Annotated in this window: 20 protein-coding genes; 10 read left to right on the top strand and 10 right to left on the bottom strand. The window is 71.0% G+C overall.

The window, feature by feature from the left end; genetic code table 11:
- Positions 1–78 precede the first annotated feature (78 nt).
- Positions 79–1,365: a DUF4388 domain-containing protein gene (locus WMF36_RS19840; protein ID WP_437581191.1), complete on the top strand. Its 1,287-nt coding sequence runs from the start codon at positions 79–81 to the stop codon at positions 1,363–1,365.
- Positions 1,366–1,388: 23 nt separating this feature from the next.
- Here WMF36_RS19840 and WMF36_RS19835 read toward each other — a convergent pair whose 3' ends face one another.
- From WMF36_RS19835 to WMF36_RS19820, 4 genes are all read right to left on the bottom strand, one after another.
- Positions 1,389–2,000, bottom strand: a complete 612-nt coding sequence (locus WMF36_RS19835) for an HAD-IIIA family hydrolase (RefSeq protein WP_437581190.1) — start codon at positions 1,998–2,000, stop codon at positions 1,389–1,391.
- Positions 2,001–2,007: 7 nt separating this feature from the next.
- Positions 2,008–2,628: a D-sedoheptulose-7-phosphate isomerase gene (locus WMF36_RS19830; RefSeq protein ID WP_437493008.1), complete on the bottom strand. Its 621-nt coding sequence runs from the start codon at positions 2,626–2,628 to the stop codon at positions 2,008–2,010.
- A gap of 69 nt (positions 2,629–2,697) precedes the next feature.
- Entirely contained in the window at positions 2,698–3,693 is a 996-nt protein-coding gene (locus tag WMF36_RS19825) for a GHMP family kinase ATP-binding protein (RefSeq protein ID WP_437493006.1), read from the bottom strand.
- On the bottom strand, positions 3,690–4,436 hold the full coding sequence (locus WMF36_RS19820) for a nucleotidyltransferase family protein (protein ID WP_437581189.1): 747 nt from the start codon (positions 4,434–4,436) through the stop codon (positions 3,690–3,692). Before WMF36_RS19820 ends, WMF36_RS19825 begins: the two co-directional genes overlap by 4 nt.
- Before the next feature lie 122 nt (positions 4,437–4,558).
- Between WMF36_RS19820 and WMF36_RS19815 the strand changes: the two genes are divergently transcribed.
- From WMF36_RS19815 to WMF36_RS19790, 6 genes are all read left to right on the top strand, one after another.
- Entirely contained in the window at positions 4,559–4,831 is a 273-nt protein-coding gene (locus tag WMF36_RS19815; RefSeq protein ID WP_437581188.1) for a hypothetical protein, read from the top strand.
- Between the two features lie 372 nt (positions 4,832–5,203).
- Positions 5,204–5,905: a hypothetical protein gene (locus tag WMF36_RS19810; RefSeq protein WP_437581187.1), complete on the top strand. Its 702-nt coding sequence runs from the start codon at positions 5,204–5,206 to the stop codon at positions 5,903–5,905.
- A gap of 317 nt (positions 5,906–6,222) precedes the next feature.
- Positions 6,223–6,798, top strand: a complete 576-nt coding sequence (locus WMF36_RS19805) for an ATP-binding protein (RefSeq protein ID WP_437581185.1) — start codon at positions 6,223–6,225, stop codon at positions 6,796–6,798.
- Positions 6,795–7,361: a SpoIIE family protein phosphatase gene (locus WMF36_RS19800; protein ID WP_437581184.1), complete on the top strand. Its 567-nt coding sequence runs from the start codon at positions 6,795–6,797 to the stop codon at positions 7,359–7,361. Before WMF36_RS19805 ends, WMF36_RS19800 begins: the two co-directional genes overlap by 4 nt.
- Positions 7,362–7,368: 7 nt before the next feature.
- Positions 7,369–7,926 (top strand): STAS domain-containing protein, encoded by a 558-nt coding sequence (locus WMF36_RS19795; protein ID WP_437581183.1) that lies wholly within the window; start codon positions 7,369–7,371, stop codon positions 7,924–7,926.
- A gap of 86 nt (positions 7,927–8,012) precedes the next feature.
- Entirely contained in the window at positions 8,013–9,518 is a 1,506-nt protein-coding gene (locus WMF36_RS19790) for an HAD-IG family 5'-nucleotidase (RefSeq protein WP_437581182.1), read from the top strand.
- Positions 9,519–9,527: 9 nt separating this feature from the next.
- Here the strand turns inward: WMF36_RS19790 and dusB are convergent, their stop codons facing one another.
- Positions 9,528–10,514, bottom strand: coding sequence for a tRNA dihydrouridine synthase DusB (gene dusB, locus WMF36_RS19785; protein ID WP_437581181.1), 987 nt, complete (start codon positions 10,512–10,514; stop codon positions 9,528–9,530).
- Positions 10,515–10,926: 412 nt separating this feature from the next.
- On the opposite strand from dusB, the gene WMF36_RS19780 reads away from it, so the two are divergent.
- On the top strand, positions 10,927–12,525 hold the full coding sequence (locus WMF36_RS19780) for a serine/threonine-protein kinase (protein WP_437581180.1): 1,599 nt from the start codon (positions 10,927–10,929) through the stop codon (positions 12,523–12,525).
- A gap of 238 nt (positions 12,526–12,763) precedes the next feature.
- Complete coding sequence (locus tag WMF36_RS19775; RefSeq protein ID WP_437581179.1) at positions 12,764–14,140, top strand: MFS transporter; 1,377 nt, start codon at positions 12,764–12,766, stop codon at positions 14,138–14,140.
- A 230-nt stretch (positions 14,141–14,370) separates the two neighbouring features.
- Here WMF36_RS19775 and WMF36_RS19770 read toward each other — a convergent pair whose 3' ends face one another.
- Positions 14,371–14,892, bottom strand: coding sequence for a hypothetical protein (locus WMF36_RS19770; RefSeq protein ID WP_437581178.1), 522 nt, complete (start codon positions 14,890–14,892; stop codon positions 14,371–14,373).
- A gap of 289 nt (positions 14,893–15,181) precedes the next feature.
- On the opposite strand from WMF36_RS19770, the gene WMF36_RS19765 reads away from it, so the two are divergent.
- Positions 15,182–15,427 carry a hypothetical protein gene (locus tag WMF36_RS19765; RefSeq protein WP_437581177.1) on the top strand — a complete coding sequence of 82 codons (246 nt, stop codon included), beginning with the start codon at positions 15,182–15,184 and terminating at the stop codon, positions 15,425–15,427.
- A 145-nt stretch (positions 15,428–15,572) separates the two neighbouring features.
- Here WMF36_RS19765 and leuB read toward each other — a convergent pair whose 3' ends face one another.
- From leuB to ilvC, 4 genes are all read right to left on the bottom strand, one after another.
- Positions 15,573–16,637, bottom strand: coding sequence for a 3-isopropylmalate dehydrogenase (leuB, locus tag WMF36_RS19760; protein ID WP_437581175.1), 1,065 nt, complete (start codon positions 16,635–16,637; stop codon positions 15,573–15,575).
- Positions 16,634–18,280: a citramalate synthase gene (gene cimA, locus WMF36_RS19755; RefSeq protein WP_437581174.1), complete on the bottom strand. Its 1,647-nt coding sequence runs from the start codon at positions 18,278–18,280 to the stop codon at positions 16,634–16,636. Before cimA ends, leuB begins: the two co-directional genes overlap by 4 nt.
- Positions 18,281–18,364: 84 nt before the next feature.
- A complete protein-coding gene (locus tag WMF36_RS19750) occupies positions 18,365–20,068 on the bottom strand; it encodes a 2-isopropylmalate synthase (RefSeq protein ID WP_437581173.1) in 1,704 nt (567 codons plus the stop codon).
- Positions 20,069–20,102: 34 nt separating this feature from the next.
- On the bottom strand, positions 20,103–21,116 hold the full coding sequence (gene ilvC, locus WMF36_RS19745) for a ketol-acid reductoisomerase (protein WP_437581172.1): 1,014 nt from the start codon (positions 21,114–21,116) through the stop codon (positions 20,103–20,105).
- Positions 21,117–21,122: the final 6 nt, after the last annotated feature.

Raw genomic sequence — 21,122 nt, 5'->3', positions numbered from 1 at the left:
GCCGCGCGACCGCGGGATGACGCGGCGCCAGAGGCCGGCCGTGGCCCCCCTCTCGGTGCTGGGTTAGAGATCGCGACGATGACCGAAGAGCAACGCTCGCTCGTGCGCATCGACGCGACTGGCACGGCTCACCCCGTCGACCTGGACGCCAGCAAGCACCTGCGCGCGCGGCAGGGGATGTTCCAGCTGCTGCCGGCGCCCGACCACCTCGTCGTGATGCGCCACGTGGGAGAGGAGGCGCCGCGCGACGCGGGGACCGGCGCGGCGCTCCGGCTCGCCGGGCAGATCACGGGGCCGGGCGCGCTCTGCGATGTCGTGTCGCTCATCGGGCAGGCGGCGTGGTGCGGCGAGCTCATCGTGATCGACGGCGGGGAGAGCCGGTCCCTGTTCTTCGAGCCCGGCCACGCCATCGCCGCGCGCTCGACCGTCGAGGGCGAGCGCATCGGCGAGGTGCTCTATCGCTACGGCGCGCTCTCGCGCGCGCAGGTCGAGCAGACGCTCGCCGCCGCAGCGCCGGACGTGCGCTTCGGCGAGGCCGCGGTGAAGCTCGGCTTCGTACCCCGGGAGCGGCTGTACCAGCTGCTCAGCACGCAGGCGGAGGAGATCGCTTACCGGGTGCTCCTCGCGGGCGAGGGGATGTTCTACTTCCTCGCGGGCTTCGACGAGGAGCAGATCCCGACGCGCCACAACCTCCCGGTCCACGCGCTGCTCCTGGAGGCGGTGCGCCGCATGGACGAGATGCGCTACTTCCGCGAGCGGATCCCGTCGGACCAGCACGTGCCCGCGCGCGTCTCGGATCGCGGCCCGGCGCCGGGGGAGCTCCGCGCGGTGTACGACGCCGTCGACGGCGAGCGCTCGGTGGCGGAGGTGGCGCGCGCGATCGGGCAGGGGGAATTCGAGACCACCCGGGCGCTCTTCCAGCTGGCGCAGTCCGGACGGGTGGTGATGCGCGCGCCGGGGCCGACGGGCGCCGCCGCCGGCATCGCGCTCTTCAACGAGGCGATCGCGTCGATCCTCTCCGCCGCCGACGGGGTCCAGCGGGGCGACGAGGTGCGCTGGCAGCTCGCCGCGTTCGTCGCCGGCGCGGGCCTCTACGACGCCCTCTTCCGCGGGGCGGGGCCGGCAGCGGACGGGACGTTCGAGCCCGCGAGGATGATCGAGAACGCGACGATCCTCGCCGGCCCCGAGCAGGCCGAGGCGAGGCTCTCGCAGTGGCTACACGAGTACATCTCGTTCGCCATGTTCGTCGCGGAGCCGTGCCTGCGCCTCTCGCCCGAGGGCATCCCGCTCTCGAGGCGCAGCGACAACCAGCCCCCGCTGTCGAAGCGCGTCGCCGCGCTCGTGGGCCCGCTCGCGCCCAGGTAGCCGCCGACGGCGGCCGCACGGGACTAGCCGCGCGGCTCGGCGAGGATCTCCGCGGCCAGGAGATCGAGCCGCGGCGCCGCGCGATCGGGGCAGGGGAGGTCGGCCTCGCCCCGGAGCGGGCACAGCTCACAGCGGCGTCGATCCAGGATCAGCCCCGCCCGCATGCCCGCGGCGCGCGCGGCCGCCACGTCGCTCGGCGTGTCGCCGATCATCCAGCTCGCGGCGACGTCGAGATCGAGATCGCGCGCGAGCCCCGTGAGCATGCCCGGCCTCGGTTTCCTGCAGTCGCAGAGGCCGATCAGCGCCGGATCGCCGCCCGGCCCGCCCTCGGGGTGGTGCGGGCACACCGCGAGCGCCGCGATCGCGACGCCCGCCGCGCGCAGGCCGTCGACGAGCGCGCGGTTCGTGCGCTCGATCGCCCCCCACGGGACCTGGCCCTTCGCCGCCCCCGGCTGGTTGGTCGCGATCGCCAGCAAGAACCCCGCGTCCGCGAGGCGCCGCAGGCCCTCGAGTACGCCGGGGAGGAGGCGGATCTGGTCCGGGTGGAACGCCGTCACGACGACGCCGAGCTCGGGATCGCGCACCACGTCGATGAGGGTGCCGTCGCGGTCGAGCACGACCCCGCGCCTCGCCACGCGGCGCTCAGCTCTCGGCCACGAGCTGCAGGAGCCGCTCGCAGATCAGGTGGTGGTAGACCTCGTGGAAGCCCTCGACGTGCGGCGTCGACGTGTAGCCGGCCCGCGTCCTCGGCACGATCACGCTGGCGTCGGCCATCTGGCGCAGGGCGCCGCCGTCGTAGCCGACGAGCGCGACCACCTTGGCCCCCGACTTCTTCGCGAAATCTGCGGCGGCCACCAGGTTCTGCGACCACGGGCCGGCCCGATCGGCGCCCGAGCCGCCGTGCACGCTGAGGCACACGAGCACGTCGCCCGCGACGACGCGGCCGTCGAGCTGCTCGAGGAAGATCCGGTTGAAGCCGACGTCGTTGGTCAGGGCGCTGAGGAGGGCCGCGTTGTCGCAGAGCGAGGTGCACTTGAAGCGCGGCTTGCCTTCGACCCACGTGAACTTGGCGATGTCGCACGCGAGGTGGCTCGCGTTGGCCGCCGAGCCGCCGTTGCCGCACGTGTAGATGGTGCGGTCGTTCCGGTACGCCTCGAAGAGGAGCTCGATGACCCGCGTCATGTCGTCCGGGCTCGTCGCGAGGGCGATCTCGGACGTCTCGCGAAGGTACTTTTCAACGAAGTCGTGCGTGCGCTGAGGCATGATCGATTTATAGCCAGAGTCCCGTAGAAATGCCCAGCGGGAGGCGCGCCGATGCGTCGGCGCGCCCGCTCACGATCGGTGCAGGTTCGCGACGATGCGCGCGCCGTCGAGATCGAAGCGGAAGCGCAGCACGCGCAGGCCCTTCGCGGCGAGCGCCTCCAGCACCCGGCGCTTCTCCGCCGGGCGGACGTAGAACATGAAGAACCCGCCCCCGCCGGCCCCCATCAGCTTGCCGCCGAGCGCCCCGGCGCCCCGGGCCACCTCGTAGATCTCGTCGAGGACCTCGTCGGTCATCTTGGAGGCGAGCTTACGCTTCTGGGTCCAGTGGGCGTGCAGGAGCTCGCCGTAGTCGTCGAGCCTGCCCGAGACGAGGATGCGGTGCACGTCGCGGCCGATCTCCTTGATGCGATGCATCCGCTCGACCACCGCGGGCTCGAGGTCGTGCAGCCGTCGCCCCTGCTCCGAGAGCACGATCCTGGCCGGTCGCTCGATGCCGCTCCACACGATGAGCAGGTTGCTCTCGAGCTCGTCCAGCACCTCGTCGCGGACCGGCACGGGCTCGACGTGCACCGACCCGTCCGGCGAGAACGTGAACGCGGTGACGTTGCCGTAAGCGGCGATGTACTGATCCTGCTTGCCGATCGGCTCCCCGAGGCGATCGATCTCGATGGCGCACGCCTCGCGCGCGAGCTGCTCGGACGACACGAAGTCGCGCTTGTACGCGTGCAGCGCGTTGAGGAGCGCGACCGTGAACGAGCTCGACGAGCCGAGGCCCGAGTTCGCGGGGAGATCCGCGACGCTCGTGAGCTCGATCGAGTGCTCGATTCCCATCATCCGGAGCGCCTCCCGGAAGATCGGGTGCTCGATCCTGTCGACCGAGGGCACGATCTCGGTCTTGGAGTAGGCGAGGCGGATGTCGCGGTGGAAGCGCTTGTTGGCCGTGACGTAGATGTACTTGTCGATGGAGGCCGACAGGAGGTAGCCGCCGAAGCGGTCGGAGTAGGCGGGCAGATCGGTCCCGCCGCCGCCGAGGGAGAAGCGGACCGGGGCGCGGGAGACGATCATCCCCGCTCCTCCGCCGTGGCCGATGCCGCCAGCGCGGCCTCGAGCTCGCGGAGGCCCCGCTCGGAGCCGATCTCGTGGAAGCGCGCCGCGACCGCGAGGGCCCGCAGGCGGCCGCGCGAAGCGAGATCGCGCTGCACCGCATCGAAGCCGAGCGGCGTGTCCGCCGGCAGCGCCTCGACGACCCCGCGGCGGAGCGCGGTCGCGCCGTAATCGATGTGATCGAGGGCAGGGTCGGGCGGGGCGCCGGCGCGGAGCTTCTCGTAGCGCACCACGAGGTCGCCCGAGATCGCCGCGTTCGACGCGTCGAACCGACCCTCGTTCCGGAACACGGCCATCGTACCGAGGGCGCCCGGGTGCGCGGAGAGGTCTCGGAGCGGGGCGAGATAGTCGAAGGGGAGGTAGGAGTCGCCGTAGGTCATGAGGAACACAGGGGCCAGGTGGGGCAGCGCCCGGCGTAGCGCGCCGGCCGTGCCCAGGAGCTCGGGGCCGTCGTCGGCATAATGGAGCGGCAGCCCCGCGAACCGGTCGCCCATCGCCGCTCGGATGGCGTCGCCGAGGTGACCCACGCAGAGGACCACCTCGCCGAAGCCCGCGTCGGCGAGCCGCTCGAGGAGCCACGCCCCGAACGGCCTGCCGACCACCGGCAGGAGGAATTTCGGCGTGCGCTCCGTCCGCGGGCGCATCCGGGTGCCGAGCCCGCCGGCGAGGATCACGGCTTGAGGGGAGGAGGCGTCGGGGCGCACCAGCGGGACGTACCATAGACGACGGCCACCTTCGGCGCGCCTCGGGCGCTCCCGCCGGCGGCCCGAAGAAATCGTGGTCACAAACTGTACGACCGTTCAGCTACTGAACTAGGTTCGGCGCCATGACGGACAAGGACCTCGTTCCTCATCTTCTCCGGACGCTGGTTGCCCTCCAGAGCGAGGGCAAGACGGTGACCCTTGAAACATTGACCACGGCCCTCGCGGTGCGCCGGGCCGACGTCCGACGGGTGATCAACGCCCTGCACCGCGAGGGTTACCTCGATGCCCTCCGGATGCGGCTGACGTTCCGCGGGCTTGCGCTCGGCGCGGCGTTCGCGGCGGCGCCGCTCCGCCCGCTGCGCCCCCCGTCGCTCCACGCGGTCAAGGCGGCTTGATCACCCGCCCCCGCACGCCCCCCCGGGAGGGCCGCCCCCGCCGGCGCGGCCGCGAGCGGCGAGTCGACCTCTGCTCAACGACGTGGCCCGCGCCCGCGGCCCACGCCGCGGACGGAGGGGCCCGACATGGATTGTCGATGGGTTTCGGATCTTGCCCGCATTTCATTTGATAGAGCGGCAAATTCACACTGGACACGCGCCGCGGCCAGCGATCGAGCGCCGGGTCGCTGGCGCCGGCCGGCGCGTGATCGTCCGGGTTTCTCCGGTCTCTGCGGGCCACTCCGCGCGGAAGACGTTGACATTCCGGGGGATTCGTGAGACGGCGGCTGCGTGATATCCGATGTCGAGATCGAGAATGAGATTCGTTCTTTGGTGGCCAAGTTCCTGGAGGGCATGAGAGCGCTGGCCCGTAAGGACGTTGTCCAGAACGCGGCGCGGTACCTGGAAGTCGACATCAAGGCCGCAGGGATATCGACCGGGCCCGCCGCGACTCCCATGAAGCCGGCCCGCAAGGCCGAGCGCGCTCCGGCGCCGAGCCGCCCGGCGCCGAGCCGCCCGGCCGCGCCGGCCCGCAGCGCGCCGTCGCGCAAGGCCCCCACCCCCAAGCGCGCTGCGCCGCCCAAGAAAGCGGCCGCGCCGCCCAAGAAAGCGGTCGCGCCGCGGACCACCGGGGGCGCCGCGCGTCCGGCGGCCGCACCGCGGACCACCCGGGGCGCCGCGCGTCCGGCGGCCGTACCGCGGACCACCCGGGGCGCCGCGCGTCCGGCGGCCGCACCGGCCAGGGCGCGTGGCGCGAGCGCCCTGGCGGCGCCCGCCGTCGGGGCCGCAGGGAAAGGGACCGAGCAAACCCGTCCGGTGAGCCCGGAGAACCCGCCGTCCGGGATCCCCGGGGACGAGATCGCCGAGGCGCTGCTCGCCCATGTGGAAATTGAGCCGGGCCAGGGCATCGACGACCTTGCGCTGGCGATGGGCACCCCCGCAGCCGAGCTCCAGGAGCCGATCAAGAAGCTTCTCGAGGAAAACAAGATCACCGAGGAGCTGAGCCAGGGGCAGACGTCGTACTACCCGACCTGAGCGACGTCGATGCGCCTGCCATCCGGGCATGAGCGTTGCCAGGAGCCGGCCAGATTGACGCGTGGCCAACGCGGGCCGGCGCCGGCGCGGCGTTACCGAACAAGCCACCAGGCCGCGGGCCGCCGGCGACGAGCCGAGCGAGCCCTGCGGATTGATCCGGCCGGACATGTGTGTGTGTTGGCTGACGTACCCTGCGAGGCCGTCGCCACGCACTCGACGCGGACACGGGCCCCCGGTAACCTGCCCTTCCAGGCTCTTCCCGGATGACTCCCGCGCACGAACAGATTCTCAACGTCCTGCTCGGCTATCTCTCGGCGATGAATGCAGAGGGAGTCCTGCTCCGGGCCATGCGGGAGGCGGAGATCCAGCCCGAGAGGTTCTCGCTCGACGACCTCCCGGACATCATTCCCAGCATCGAGCGCCGGGCCCGCCTCTATGTCGATCCAGCGCGGCTCGGGCGGCTCAAGTCGGAAATTTCTGCAATCGGCGGCGATCGACCTTCGCGGCGCTCGAAGGTCATGGTCATCAACGTGGAGGCCGACATCAGCGAGGCGCGCCTGAGCGCGAAGGCCATTTGCGACGCGGCCGGCGCAAAGAGCTTCACCTCGCACAAGGTCGCGACCATCGTCAGCGAGCTCGCCCGGAACATCGTTCATTATACCCCGGGCGGGACGATCGAGATCGCCGTGCAGCGCGACAGCCCGGTCCGCTTCCTCATCGTCGCGGTGGACGAGGGCAGCGGCATCCAGAACCTGCAGGAGATCCTCGCCGGCCGCTACAAGAGCAAGACCGGCATGGGCCGCGGCCTCATCGGCGTCAAGCGGCTGGCCGATCGCTTCCAGATCGACTCGGGACCGAAAGGCACGCGGGTGGAGATCGAGGTCCACCTGTGAAGCTCGCCGTCGAGTACACCATCCTCCCCAAGGACGGAGAGCGCGTCAGCGGCGACGCTGCCTTCGTGCGGGCCGGCGAGGATGGCGTCGTCTTCGCGGTCATCGACGCGCTGGGCCACGGCGAGCACGCGGCGGCCGCGGCGGACGTCGCGCTCAAGGCGCTCGGCGACGCGCCGAGCGGCGAGGACGTCCGTGCGCTCGTCGACCGCCTCCACGCGCGGCTCCGCGGGACCCGCGGCGCCGCCGGGATGATCTGCCGCTTCCGGGAGGGGCGGCTCCAGGGCTGCGGCGTCGGCAACGTCGAGCTGATGTCCTACGGCACACGCGTGCAGTGGCTCCAGAGCCCGGGCATCCTCGGCGCGTCGCTCGGAAAGGTCCGGATCTTCGACGCGCAGCTCGCGCCGGGCGACCGACTCGTCGTCTTCTCCGACGGGGTCTCCCCCCGCTTCGACCTCTCGCTGTTGCGTGGGATGAAGGCCGCGGAGGCGTGCCGCGTCCTCATGAGCCGACACCGGCGCTCGCACGACGACTCAACGGTCTTGATCGCCGACATCGAACCTTAGGATGACCATGGAGCTCAAGCGCCTTCCGATCATCAACCTGTGGGACCGGATCCTGGTTCCGATCCAGGGGGACGTGACCGACGACCTCGCGGAGCAGCTGAACACCGAGGTGCTGCGGGCCATCCACGAGAGCGGGGCGAAGGGGCTGGTCATCGATCTCACGGCCGTATGGATCATGGATAGCCACCTGTGCGCCGTGCTCTCGAACCTGGCCTCCGCCGCGCGGCTCATGGGCACGCCCACGATCCTGTCCGGGCTGAGCCCGGAGATCGCGATGACGTTGCAGGCCATGGGGGTCGAGCTCGAGGCCGTGAAGACGGCGCTGACGCTCGAGCAGGCGCTCACCATGCTCGGGCTCGAGGTGCGCCGGGCCGAGGCGCGCGACGAGGACGAGGACGACGACGATCTCTTCGACGACGAGGACGACGACGAGGACGACGACGACGGATGGGAGGCGGACGACCGCAGCGACTCGACGCGCGCGCCGGCGGCCGGGCGGTCGCCGCGGTCCAGCGCGAGCACGGATCGGCGGGAGAACGGCAAGAGCCGCCTCAGGCGTCGCTGATCTGACGGCCGCGTGACGACGATGGTCCCGGTGGGCAACGCCGTGGGTCCCTGGTATGCCTCACGACCGCTCTCCGGGCGATCACCATGGACAAGCTGGATTGCCTCTGCGCTCCGCCGCCCAAGCAGCGGGGGATCTTCTGCAACCGGACGCTGAACCTCCGTTCGATCAAGGCGATCGGGTACGATATGGATTACACGCTGATCCACTACCGGGTGGAGGCGTGGGAGCGTCGGGCGTATGAGCACCTCCGCCACCTGCTGGAAAACGAGGGCTGGCCAGTCGGGGACCTGACCTTCGAGCCGGACCTCGTGATCCGGGGGCTCATCCTGGACACCGAGCTCGGCAACCTGCTCAAGGTAAACCGGTTTGGGTACGTGAAGCGGGCCTACCACGGCACGAAGCCGATCGACTTCGAGGCCCAGCGCGCCACCTACGCGCGGACGATCGTCGACCTCGCGGACGGGCGCTACGTCTTCCTGAACACGCTCTTCTCGCTCTCGGAAGGGTGCATGTACGCGAAGCTCGTCGACCTGCTCGATCAGCGCCGGCTTCCCGAGGTGCTCGGCTACAGCGACATCTACCGCCGCGTGAAGGATCGCCTCGACGCGACGCACATGGAGGGGCAGCTGAAGGCCGAGATCATCGCGGATCCGGAGCGGTTCGTGCTGCTCGATCCGGAGACCCCGCTCACCGTGCTCGACCAGAAGGAGGCGGGCAAGAAGCTCGTCCTGATCACGAACTCCGAGTGGGTCTACACGCACGCGATGATGAGCTACGCCTTCGATCGCTTCCTGCCGGACGGCATGACGTGGCGCGACCTGTTCGACGTGGTGATCGTGTCCGCGCGGAAGCCGGAGTTCTTCTCGAGCCGCAGCCCGCTCTTCGAGGTGGTCACGGAGGACGGCCTCCTGCGCCCGGCCGGCCGGCTGCGCGAGGGCGGACACTACCTCGGCGGCAACGCCGGGCTCGTCGAGCATCACCTCAGGCTGTCCGGCGACGAGATCCTCTATATCGGCGATCACATCTATGGAGATGTGCACGTGTCGAAGAGCGCCCTGCGGTGGCGCACGGCGCTCATCATCCGGGAGCTCGAGGACGAGATCCTCGCCATCGAGGAGGCGCGGGGGGCCGAGGCGCGCCTCGATCTCTGGATGCGGGAGAAGGAGGACGCGGAGCGCATCTACGCCAGGCTGCGCCTGGAGCTCCAGCGGATGCGCGCCGGCTACGGGCCGGTCGTCGGGGCGACGGAGGCCGAGGTCCAGGCGAAGATGAACGAGCTCAAGGTGAGCCTCGCGGCGCTCGACGCGCGGATCGCTCCGCTCGCGAAGGCGTCGGCCGAGACGCTGAACCCGCGGTGGGGGCTGCTCCTCCGCGCGGGGAACGACAAGAGCCACCTGGCCCGGCAGATCGAGCGCTCGGCGGACATCTACACGTCCCGCGTCTCCAACTTTCTCCTGGCGACGCCCCACGTGCTGCTCCGCTCGCACCGCGGGAGCCTGCCGCACGACCCCATGGGCGCGCCGCCGGGCGCCGAGCCGCAGAACGGCGAGCCCGCCCCGGTCGACGACGCGACCCCGGTGGGGATGTAGGCGGCCGCCTCAGGCCGCGAGCCGCTGCGCGGCGCTGTCGAGGATGTCCAGGCACCCCGCCAGGCTGTCGCAGAAGAGCAGCTCGCGCCGGAGGGCGGACGCGCCGGGCAGGCCGCGGAGGTAGCCGGTCAGGTGGCGCCGCGTCACGCGCACGCCGTGCGGCTCGCCGCGCGCCTCGGTGTTCGCGAGGAGGTGCGCGCGGCACAGGGCGAGGCGCTCCTCGGCCGTCGGCGGCGGCAGCCGCGCGCCGTGGTCGAGCAGGGCCCGGGCCTCGCGGAAGACCCAGGGGTGGTCGATCGCGGCGCGGCCGACCATCACGCCGGCGCAGCCCGTCTCCTGGAGCGCGCGGGCGGCGTCGTCTGCGGTCTTGATGTCGCCGTTCACCACCACGGGGATGGACACGGTCTCGCGCGCGCGGGCGGCCCAGCTCCAGTCGGCCGCGCCGCTGTGCCCCATCTGGGCCGTGCGGCAGTGGATCGTGAGCGCGGCGACGCCGGCGTCCTCGAGGCGGCGCGCCAGGTCGACGATCGGCATGTGGGACTCGGGTCCCCAGCCGATGCGCGTCTTCACGGTGACCGGCAGCGCGACCGTGCGCGTCACGAGCCGGGCCATCGCCACCATCGCCTCCGGATCGCGCAGCCAGCCCGCGCCCGCGCCGCGGCCGGCGATCTTCGGCACCCAGCAGCCGCAGTTGACGTCGAGGAACGCCGGCCCTGCCTGCTCGGCGACCTGCGCGGCCTCGGCGAGGCGCTCCGGGTTGGCGCCGTAGATCTGGATCGCCGTCGGCTGATCGTCGGCGGACAGGGTGAGCTTGCGCCGCGCGGTCTTGCACCCGCGCAGCAGCCCCTCGACGTTGACGAACTCCGTCACGCACAGCTCGGCGCCGAGCTCCCGGCAGATACGGCGGAAGACGGCGTCCGTCACGTCCTCCATGGGCGCGAGGACGACGGGGCGGCTTTCGAACAGCCGGCGAAAGCTTTCAGGCGAGAGCGGCACGGTGGCGAGCTTTCAAGCATGGATCCGGCCGGTTGACCAGGGCGACGCCGCGACCTCGGGCGCTCGGCGCGCGGCCCCCCGCGCGCCGAGCGCCGGGCGCCGGGCCCGCCGAGCTCGATCCCGCGCCGCGCCGCGGAGGCGCGGCCGGCATTCATCACCTCGGACCTCGGGGCGTGTATGCGATCAGCGCACGAACACGGCGGGTCGGACGGCGAGCGACCTTGTTGGTATGACATCCTGGGTGGGAGACGGCGAGCGGCGCAGCCCGCCATCGTGACCGAGGAAACCAGCCGCGCCGAAGCCAGCAACGCTCGCTTGACGTTCGGCGCGGCTCTGGCGACCCTCGAGTGTCGCCATGAAGCGTGCGCTGACCAGAGAGGCTCTCCGCGCTGAGCGCTCGGCCTCGTCACGCATGCTCAGGGAGCGCGAGACCCGCCCGATCGGCGCGCCGCGGAGCGCTCTGTCCGCCCACGACACCGAGAGCGTCCGTCGCGCGGTCCGCCGCGCTTTCCGGGTCGCGCTCTGGATCTGGCCCGCGTTCACGCTCGTCGACGTGTTCATGGCGACCGTGCTGTACCCCGGGGCGCCGGTGTGGCGCTGCATCGTCATGCGCATGATCGAGCAGGCGATCGCCATCGCCGTGTACCGGCTCACGGGTCGACCGACGCTCTCGGGGCGCGTCGTGCTGCTCGGGTACGACGCGGCGTTCCTCGTCGCCGCGCTCTTCATCTCGCTCATGGCGCTCGATTTCGGCGGCCTGACCAGCACGTACATGCACGGGCTCTCCATCGTCGTGCTGCTGCGCACGGCGCTCGTGCCGGCGCCGTTCGGCAAGGCGCTCGTCGCCTCCGCGCCGATGTTCCTCGCCTTCCCGGCCGTCATGGGCGTCGCCGCGATCTTCTCCCCGTCGATCCTGGCGGCGTGGCTCGACCCGACGACGCTGCTCACGGCCGCGAGCCACTACATCTTCGTCCCCTCCTCGGGCGTGATCGGGGCCCTGTCGAGCCACGTCGTCTGGGCCGCGCGGCAGCAGGTGTATCAGGCGCGCAAGCTGGGCAGGTATCGGCTCGAGGCGCCGATCGGCAAGGGGGGGATGAGCGAGGTCTGGCTCGCCTGGGACGAGACGCTCCAGCGCGGCGTCGCCCTCAAGCTCCTGAGGACCCGTGACGCGCCGGACACGGCGTTGCTGAAGCGCTTCGAGCAGGAGGCGCACGCGGCCAGCAAGCTCAGCGATCCGCACACCATCCGGATCTTCGACTTCGGCGCGAGCGACGACGGCATCTACTACATCGCGATGGAGCACCTGCGCGGAGCGGATCTCGCCGCGATCGTGCGCAGCTACGGCCCCATGCCCGTGGCGCGCGCCGTGCGCTTCGCCCTGCAGGCCTGCCGCTCGCTCATCGAGGCGCACGAGGCCGGGATCATCCACCGGGACATCAAGCCGCAGAACCTCTTCGTCACCCGCGCTGGCGACGATCACGACTTCGTCAAGCTGCTCGACTTCGGCGTCGCGCGGATGGTCGAGGGCGGCCGGGACGCCGAGCTGACCAACAGCGGCATGCTCTGCGGGACGCCCGCTTACATGGCGCCCGAGGTGTGCCGCGGCGACCGCGCGGATGCGCGCAGCGACGTCTACTCGCTCGGCGGCACGCTCTATTTCCTCCTCACCGGCGAGCTGCCGTTCGAGGGCTCGTCGTCCGGGCAGCTCTTCGTCGCGCACATGACGAAGGCGCCCCTCGCGCCGTCGGTGCGCCGCGGCCCGGTCGTCCCCCGCGCGATCGACCGCCTCGTCCTGCGGTGCCTCGCCAAGGACCCGCGCCACCGCTTCCAGAGCGCGCGCGCCCTGTTCGACGCGCTCCTCCCGCTGCTGGACGAGTCCGCCTGGAGCGCGGCAGACGCGGAGCGCTTCTGGGTGGCCGATCGAGCGGAGAAGCTCGGCCAGATCGAGGCGCCGCCCGAGCGCGTCGCCCCGACGCGCGGGGGCTCGACGCACACCGCCTCAGCTCGATAGAGCCGGGACACCGCGCGGCGTCGTGCGCTGTCGTCGCCGCGCCGTCGACCGTCCACGAGATCGACGCCGCGCGGGAAAAATGCGTCGAAACGGTTCGGAAACACACGAGAAACTCCGATTTTGGATCTCCACCGGTATGACGCGAGGGCCGATGCAGAGCAGGAATTGATCGGAAAGCGGCGGCTTCGACTCGCCATGTTTCAAGGCGGCCGTGCACCGGTCTCGGTGAGGAGGACAGATGTCGACTTTGATTACCGAGTGGAATCCCGATGATGATGCGTTCTGGGAGAAGACAGGGAAGCGGATCGCCCGTCGGAACCTCATCTGGTCGATTATCGCCGAGAACATCGGCTTTTCCGTCTGGCTGCTCTGGAGCGTGACGGCCACCCGGCTCCCCAAGGTCGGCTTCAACTACACGATGGACCAGCTCTTCCTGCTGGTCGCGATCCCGGGCCTCGTCGGCGCGCTGATCCGGTTCCCTTACACGTTCGCCGTCCCGAGGTTCGGCGGGCGCAACTGGACGGTCGTCAGCGCGCTCTTGCTGCTGATTCCCGCGATCTCGCTCTCGGTGCTCGTGACCAAGCCCGACACGCCGTTCTGGCTGATGGCGATCGCGGCGGGGACCGCGGGGCTCGGCGGGGGCAACTTCGCCTCGAGCATGACGAACATCTCGTTCTTCTATCCGGACAAGAAGAAGGGGTTGGCGCTCGGGCTCAACGCCGCCGGCGGCAACGTCGGCGTCAGCAATGTGCAGCTCATCGTGCCCCTCCTCGTCGGGCCCGGCGCGGTCGCGACGGCGATCGGCGGGTACCACACCGAGTCGGGGATTTACCTGCAGAACGCCGGGCTGATGTGGATCCCGTTCATCCTCATCTCGGCGGCCGGCGCGTATTTCTTCATGAACAACCTGGCGTCGGCGAAGTCGAATTTCAAAGACCAGCTGGCCGCCACAAAGAACAAGCACACCTGGATCATCGCCTGGTTGTACATCGGGACGTTCGGCTCGTTCATCGGCTATTCGGCGGCCCTCCCGCTCCTGCTCAAGATGCAGTTCCCCACCGTGACGCTCGAGCTCACGTTCCTGGGCGCGCTCATCGGCTCGGTGGCCCGCCCGCTGGGCGGCTACCTCGCGGACAAGATCGGCGGAGCGCGCATCACGTTCTGCAACTTCGTGGTGATGGGCCTCTCGTCGCTCGGGATCATCCACTTCCTCGACGAGAAGAGCTACGCCGGGGTCGTCACGATGTTCATGGTCATGTTCATCACGACCGGCATCGGCAACGGCTCGACCTTCCGGATGGTCCCCATCCTCTTCCGGCGCGACCATCTCCGCGCGGCACAGGGCAGGGGCGAGGCTGCGCGCGAGGAGGCGCTGATCACCGCGCGCCGCCAGAGCGCCGCCGTCCTCGGGTTCACCTCGGCGCTCGGGGCGCTCGGCGGCTTCTTCATCCCGCGGAGCTTCGGCGCCTCGATCAAGGCGACGGGCGGGGCCTCGACGGCGCTCATGTATTTCTTCGTCTTCTATCTCACCTGCATGGGGCTCACGTGGTGGTGCTACATGAGGACCCGCTTCCTCGTGAACCGCATCCCGAGCCTCGCCGAGGCCGACGCCTGAGCCGCGCTCGCCGGCGCGCCGGCGATCTCCGAACGCCTCCTGACGCCGAGGCTTCCTCCGCGGGGCTGCGTGAGGAGGCCTCGGCGTGACAAGGATCCACGACCGTTCTGCGAGCCGATGGTGAGCCCTGAGCGCGTGAAGCGCCGTGGCGAGGACCGAGCCACGGCGCTGCCGCCGCTCATCGAGGGCCGCACGTCGGCGTCACCGGGGCGCGCGATCGCCAGCGCGCGCTACCAGCCGCAGAAGCCTGTGCCGCAGCCGCCGCCCCAGCCGCCGCCCCAGCCGCCGCAGCCGCCGCCCCAGCCGCCGCAGCCGCCGCCCCAGCCGCCCCAGCCGCCGAAGCCCCCCCAGGGCCGGAAGCCCCAGCCGCCGAAGCCCCCCCAGGGCCGGAAGCCCCAGCCGCCGAAGCCCCCCCAGGGCCGGAAGCCCCAGCCGCCACCCCAGAAGCGCGAAGCCGCGTCGGGGTTCTCGCCGACGCTCTCCTCCTCACCGGAGCTCGTCGAACCGAGGTCCGCCGAGCCGGGGTCTGCTGCGCTCGGGTCCTCCGGGCTCACGCCCGTCGCCGGCGCCGCGCTCGACTCCTGATCTGCGGAGTCCATCTCCTCGACCTGAGACGCCTGCTTCGCCTCATCGGTCTGGACCGTCGTGTCGTCCGTCGTCGCCTCCGACGCCATCGCCTCGGCCACGCATCCGGCCGCGGAGAGGGCCGTCGCGAGGGCGACGAGCGATGCGAACTTCGTCAATTGGCTCATGTTCCCATTCTCCTGTGCACATCAATTCATGTGGATGGAGTCATCGCCCGTCTCGACGACGAGCGTTGACACGCGGGGACCTGAGCTTCCCCGTCACACGATCATGTGTGGTGTCCGGGGAGTGATGTCGATTGCCCCAGGAAGGACACCTGAGACACCATGGACGCTTTCGGCGACACCCTCCGCGGCCCATGCTCGAAGGCGGCCCTGGTGGCGCCCTGAAATACAAGCATCTCGGTCGACCGAGATGGCGCGGCGCTCCCGAGGCTCCGGCCCCTGAGAGAGCGCTGTGCGGCAAGCGCGGCGCGCGGAACATCCTCTCCGCGATCCCGACGCGCTCCTCGTGCTCCGGATGGACGGGTCGATCCAGCGCGTGAGCCGCGCGGCCCTGGAGCTCCTAGGCTACGCGAGGGGCGAGATCTTGGAGCAGCCGGTGGGACCGGTGCTCGTGGAGGACAGGGCGTTTTCGGTGATCGCGCGCCTGCGGCCGACGAACCGGATCACAGGGCCTGAAGCGCCGGACCGGGGGCGGTGAGGGTGTTGACGACGATGAAGATGGCGGATGGCTAGCGGCGCGCCGGACGGCGGCAACGCGAGGCCCCGGAGGGCCGGCGGTGAACCGGTCCCCGGGGCCGGCGGTGGACCCGGCCCCGGGCTGCCAGGCCGCCCCGCGCGGGCGTTCAGGTCGCGAGCTTCGCCCGCACCGCGCCGCCCATCGCCTGGGTCGACAGCTTGCCGCCGAGGTCCGCCGTCCTGGCGCCGCCGGCGATGGCCTGCGCCACGGCGCGCTCCAGCACGGCTGCCTCCTTGTCGAGCCGCAGCGAGTGCCGGAGCAGCATCGCGGCGCTCAGGATCGTGCCGATCGGGTTGGCGATCCCCTTGCCGGCGATGTCGGGCGCCGAGCCGTGGATCGGCTCGTAGACACCGCGCGTGCCGTCGCCCAGCGACGCGCTCGGACAGAGCCCCAGCGAGCCGGCCAGCACGGCGGCCTCGTCGGTCAGGATGTCGCCGAACATGTTCTCGGTGACGATGACGTCGAACGCCGACGCGGACGTGATGAGCCGCATCGCGCACGAGTCGACGAGCTGGTGCTCGATGCGGATCTCCGGGTGACGCGCGGCGACCTCGTTCGCCACCGTCCGCCAGAGCCGCGACGACTCGAGGACGTTCGCCTTGTCGACCGACGTGACGAGGCGCCTGCGCGACGACGCGAGGCGGAAGGCGAGCTCGACGACGCGCTCGATCTCCTCGTCCGTGTACTCGAGCGTGTCGACCGCGCGCCTGCGCCCGTTCACCTCCTCGCGGAGGCGCGGCTTGCCGAAGTAGAGCCCGCCCGTGAGCTCCCGGACGACCAGGATGTCGACGTCCGCGAGCCGCTCCGCCTTGAGCGGGGAGGCCTGGATGAGCTCAGGGAACAGGCGGATCGGCCGCAGGTTCGCGTACAGACCGAGGCCCTGGCGCAGCGCGAGCAGCCCCTGCTCGGGGCGGACGTTCGCGCTCGGGTTGTCCCACTTGGGGCCGCCGACCGCGCCGAGGAGGACGGCATCCGCCGCGCGGCACGCGTCGAGCGTCTCCGGCGTGAGCGCGGTGCCGGTGGCGTCGATGGCGCACCCGCCGATGAGGTGCTCCGAGTAGGTGAAGCTGTGGCCGAACTGGGCGGCGACAGCATCGAGGGTGGCGCGGGCTTCGGCGACCACTTCGACGCCGATGCCGTCGCCGGGCAAAAGAACGATATTGGCCTTCATGCGACCTCGCTGGCAGGCAACGTGGATGTGTACTGCTCTGGCTCTCTCGCTGCGAGCGTGAGCCCATACTCGATCCCGTCCGCGAGCGCATGCCAGGAAGCGTCGATGATGTTCATCGAGGCGCCCACGGTGCTCCACTGGCGCTGCGCGTTGCGGCTGTCGATGAGCACGCGCGTCGTCGCCGAGGTGCCGTCGCGCCCGTCGAGGATGCGGACCTTGTAGTCGACGAGCTGGATGTCGCGCACGGCCGGGAACACGGGCGCGAGCGCCTTGCGGAGCGCGCCGTCGAGCGCGTTGACGGGGCCGGACCCCTCGGCCGCCGTGATCACCACCTCGTCGCCGACCGCGATCTTGATCATGGCCTCGGCGAAGGTGCCGACGCCCTCGCGCTGGCCCGCGGTGACCTTGAAATCGAGCAGCCGGAAGGGCGGCTTGTAGCCCGGCGAGCTCCGGTGGAGCAGGAGCGCGACCGACGCCTCGGCCGCCTCGAACGAGGAGCCGCGCGCCTCGCGCTCCTTGATCTGCTCGAGCACCTCCACCTCGGCGCCGATCGGCACCTGGAGCCCGAACTCCTCGGCCTTGCTGAGGAGGTTGCCGCGGCCCGACAGCTCGCTCACCACGGTGCGCATCGCGTTGCCGACGAGCGCGGGGTCGACGTGCTGGTAGGACGCAGGCTCGCGCCGCATGGCCGCGACGTGCACGCCGCCCTTGTGCGCGAAGGCGCTCCGGCCGACGTAGGCCATGTGATCGTCGGGGGCGAGGTTCGCCACCTCGGCGACGTAGTGCGACAGCTCGGTGATCCCGCCGAGCGCCCCCTCCGGCAGCGCCGGGAGGCCGAGCTTCAGCTCGACGTTCGGGATGATCGCGCAGAGGTTCGCGTTCCCGCAGCGCTCGCCGTAACCGTTGATCGTGCCCTGGACGTGGCGGGCGCCCGCCCGCACGGCGGCGAGCGAGTTGGCGACCGCGCACTCACCGTCGTTGTGCGCGTGGATGCCGAGCGGGTGGCCGAGCAGCGCCTTGATCTCGGCGACCACCGCCTCGATCTGCCACGGCATCGAGCCGCCGTTCGTGTCGCAGAGCGTGAGCACCTCGGCCCCGCCGCGCACCGCGGCGCGCAGCGTCTCGGTCGCGTACGACCGGTCGAGCGCGAACCCGTCGAAGAAGTGCTCGGCGTCGTAGATCACGCGGCGGCCGTGCGCCCGCAGGAAGGCGACGGTCTCCTCGATCATCCGGAGGTTCTCGTCGAGCGTCGTGCGCAGCACCGCCGTCACGTGCTGGGTCGAGCTCTTGCCGAAGATCGTGCAGACGCTCGTCCCGGCGGCGAGGAGCGCGCGCAGCCCGGCGTCGTCCTCGGGCGCGAGCGAGGCCCGGCGCGTCGAGCCGAACGCGGCGATCTTCGCGTGCTTCCACTCGATGTCCTTCGCCTGCTCGAAGAACTGCGCGTCCTTCGGGTTCGAGCCGGGCCAGCCGCCCTCGATGAAGGTCAGGCCGAACGCGTCGAGGTGGCGCGCGATCTGCAGCTTGTCCTCGCACGCGAGCGAGATGCCCTCGCGCTGGGTGCCGTCCCGTAGGGTGGTATCGTAGATGTCGACGCGGTCCGTGGGGCAGGCGCCCTGCTCCGCGCCGTTGAGAGGCGGATTCATAAGCTTCAACTTCCTTGTGCAGCGAGAGCAGGCCGACGAGCTCGTCGGGCCCTCGCGGGGGCCCTCTGCGCTCCGCTCATCGACCTACCTCGCGGTCTCGACGGCGGCGCCGCGGCCGCTCTGGTTGCTCTCGTTGCTCTCGGACGCCGCCGCGTCGTCCCTGGGCTCGACGCCGTAGGTCGCGAGCAGCCGGTTCAGGGCGGTGAGGTACGCCGTCGCGCTCGCGACAAGGATGTCGGTGTCGGCGCCGTGGCCGTGGAAGACCCGCGGCGCGGCGTCGTGCTGCGGGTGCCGCTTGCCCGACGTCGCGTCCGCCCGGATCCGGACGCTCACCTCGCCGAGCGCGTCGATCCCCTCGGTCACCGCGTGCACGGAGAACTCGAGGAGGCTGCTCGGCACGCGGACGATCTCGTCGATCGCCCGGTAGGCGGCGTCCACCGGCCCGGTGCCGATCGCGGCGCGGACGTGCAGCGCCCCGTCCGGCCCGCGGAGGCGGACCGTGGCCGTGGGCATCCCGGTGGTCCCGCAGGCGACCTGGAGCGCGTCGAGCGTGTAGAGCTCGGGGCCCTGCGCCCGCGTCGTCGACACGATCGCCTCGATGTCGGGATCGGTGACGTGCTTCTTCTTGTCGGCGAGCGCCTTGAAGCTGGCGAACGCCGCCGCGAGCTGGGCCTCGTCCAGGTGGTAGCCGAGCTCCTCGAGCCGGTTCCTGAGCGCGTGCCTGCCCGAGTGCTTGCCGAGGACGAGCCGGGTCTGCGCCACCCCGACCATCTCCGGCCGCATGATCTCGTACGTCTCCTGGTGCTTCAGCATCCCGTCCTGGTGGATGCCCGACTCGTGCGCGAAGGCGTTGGCGCCGACGATCGCCTTGTTGGGCTGGACGTTGAAGCCCGTGGCCGCGCTGACGAGCCGGCTCACGGTGGCGATCTGGGTCGTGTCGATGCCGGTGCGCAGCCCGAAGACGGCCCGGCGCGTCGCGAGCGCCATGACGACCTCCTCGAGCGCGGTGTTGCCGGCGCGCTCGCCGATGCCGTTGATGGTCACCTCGGCCTGGCGCGCGCCCGCGCGGATGCCCTCCAGCGCGTTGGCCGTCGCGAGCCCGAGGTCGTTGTGGCAGTGCACCGAGATGATGGCGCGGTCGATGCCCGGAACGTTCTTGCGGATCCCGGCGATGAGCGCGCCGAACTCGCTCGGCATGGTGTAGCCGACCGTGTCCGGGATGTTGAGCGTGGTGGCCCCGGCGGCGATCGCGGCCTCGAGCACCTGGTAGAGGAACTCGGGCTCGCTCCGGCCGGCGTCCTCGGGGCTGAACTCCACGTCGGCGCAGAGGTCGCGCGCGTACGCGACCATGGCCCGCACGCGGTCGAGCACCTCGGCCCGGCTCATCCGGAGCTTGTGCTTGAGGTGGATGTCGCTCGTGGCGAGGAAGGTGTGGATCCGCGGGTGCGCGGCCCGCCTGACGCCCTCCCACGCCTTGTCGATGTCGACCTTTGTGGCGCGGGCGAGCGCGCAGATGATCGGCGGGGTCGCGGCGGGGCGGCCGGGGACCGCGGCCGTGCCCACGCGCTCGGCGATCGTCTGGACGGCGAGCAGGTCGTCGGGGGAAGCGGCGGGGAAGCCCGTCTCGATGACGTCGACGCCGAGCTTCGCCAGCGCGAGCGCGATCTCGAGCTTCTCCGAGGACGTCATCGTCGCGCCCGGCGACTGCTCGCCGTCTCGCAGCGTGGTGTCGAAGATGCGCACGTAATCGGACTGGGGCATCGCTTGATTCGCAATCATCTCAGGCATGGTCTCCTCCGCCGCCTCCCACGAGTGGAGAGGCTCAGTCGCCGGGCTTGATGGTGACGGGGTCGATGAACGGCATCATCTTGCGCAGGTTGGCCCCCACGACCTCGAGCCGCTGCTCCCGCTCCTTGGCCCGCGTCGCCTCGAACGTCGGCCGGCCCTCATCGTTCTCCGCGATCCACTTGCGGGCGAACTCGCCGCTCTGGATCTCGGCGAGGATGCGCTTCATCTCCTCGCGCGTCTTGTCGGTGATGATGCGCGGGCCGGAGACGTAGTCGCCCTGCTCGGCGGTGTCGCTGATCGAGTACCGCATGTAGTTGAGGCCGCCGCGGTACATGAGGTCGACGATCAGCTTGAGCTCGTGCAGACACTCGAAGTAGGCGATCTCCGGCTGGTAACCGGCGTTCACGAGCGTCTCGAACCCGGCCTTCACGAGCTCGCTCGCGCCGCCGCAGAGCACCGCCTGCTCGCCGAAGAGGTCGGTCTCGGTCTCCTCCGCGAACGTCGTGCAGAGCACCCCGGCGCGCGTCGCGCCGATGCCCTTCGCGTAGGCGAGCGCCTGCGCCTCCGCCTTGCCGCTCGCGTCCTGGTGGACGGCGAGCAGGGCGGGGACGCCGCCGCCGGCCTCGTACGTCTCGCGCACCCGGTGCCCGGGGCCCTTCGGGGCGATCATCGAGACGTCGACCGACGCGGGGGGCGTGATCGTGTTGAAGCGGATGTTGAACCCATGCGCGAACATGAGCGTCTTGCCCGGGCCGAGGTGCGGCGCGATCTGCTCGTTGTAGATGCGCGCCTGCGACGTGTCGGGCGCGAGGATCATGATGATGTCGGCGGCCTTCGCGGCCTCGGACACCGTGGCCACCTGCAGCCCCGCGGCCTGCGCCTTGGGCCGGCTCTTGCTGCCCTCGGGCAGGGCGACGATCACCGTCACGCCGCTGTCGCGCAGGTTCAGCGCGTGCGCGTGCCCCTGGGAGCCATAGCCTACGATCGCGACCTTCTTGCTCTGGATGAGCGATAGATCCGCGTCGTTATCATAGAAAATTTTAGCCATCTCAGT

This window comes from Sorangium sp. So ce887 (assembly GCF_051521455.1).
GTDB lineage: Bacteria > Myxococcota_A > Polyangia > Polyangiales > Polyangiaceae > Sorangium.
The sequence above is the reverse complement of the archived record's forward strand: the minus strand, read 5'-3'. Positions and strand labels throughout refer to the sequence as shown.

Coding starts and splice junctions, on each gene's coding strand:
- WMF36_RS19780 (WP_437581180.1), top strand. CDS start 10,927: ATGCTCAGGGAGCGCGAGACCCGCCCGATCGGCGCGCCGCGGAGCGCT.
- WMF36_RS19815 (WP_437581188.1), top strand. CDS start 4,559: ATGACGGACAAGGACCTCGTTCCTCATCTTCTCCGGACGCTGGTTGCC.
- ilvC (WP_437581172.1), bottom strand. CDS start 21,116: ATGGCTAAAATTTTCTATGATAACGACGCGGATCTATCGCTCATCCAG.
- WMF36_RS19790 (WP_437581182.1), top strand. CDS start 8,013: ATGGACAAGCTGGATTGCCTCTGCGCTCCGCCGCCCAAGCAGCGGGGG.
- WMF36_RS19795 (WP_437581183.1), top strand. CDS start 7,369: ATGGAGCTCAAGCGCCTTCCGATCATCAACCTGTGGGACCGGATCCTG.
- WMF36_RS19775 (WP_437581179.1), top strand. CDS start 12,764: ATGTCGACTTTGATTACCGAGTGGAATCCCGATGATGATGCGTTCTGG.
- WMF36_RS19750 (WP_437581173.1), bottom strand. CDS start 20,068: ATGCCTGAGATGATTGCGAATCAAGCGATGCCCCAGTCCGATTACGTG.
- WMF36_RS19840 (WP_437581191.1), top strand. CDS start 79: ATGACCGAAGAGCAACGCTCGCTCGTGCGCATCGACGCGACTGGCACG.
- WMF36_RS19825 (WP_437493006.1), bottom strand. CDS start 3,693: ATGATCGTCTCCCGCGCCCCGGTCCGCTTCTCCCTCGGCGGCGGCGGG.
- cimA (WP_437581174.1), bottom strand. CDS start 18,280: ATGAATCCGCCTCTCAACGGCGCGGAGCAGGGCGCCTGCCCCACGGAC.
- WMF36_RS19770 (WP_437581178.1), bottom strand. CDS start 14,892: ATGAGCCAATTGACGAAGTTCGCATCGCTCGTCGCCCTCGCGACGGCC.
- leuB (WP_437581175.1), bottom strand. CDS start 16,637: ATGAAGGCCAATATCGTTCTTTTGCCCGGCGACGGCATCGGCGTCGAA.
- WMF36_RS19805 (WP_437581185.1), top strand. CDS start 6,223: ATGAATGCAGAGGGAGTCCTGCTCCGGGCCATGCGGGAGGCGGAGATC.
- WMF36_RS19830 (WP_437493008.1), bottom strand. CDS start 2,628: ATGCCTCAGCGCACGCACGACTTCGTTGAAAAGTACCTTCGCGAGACG.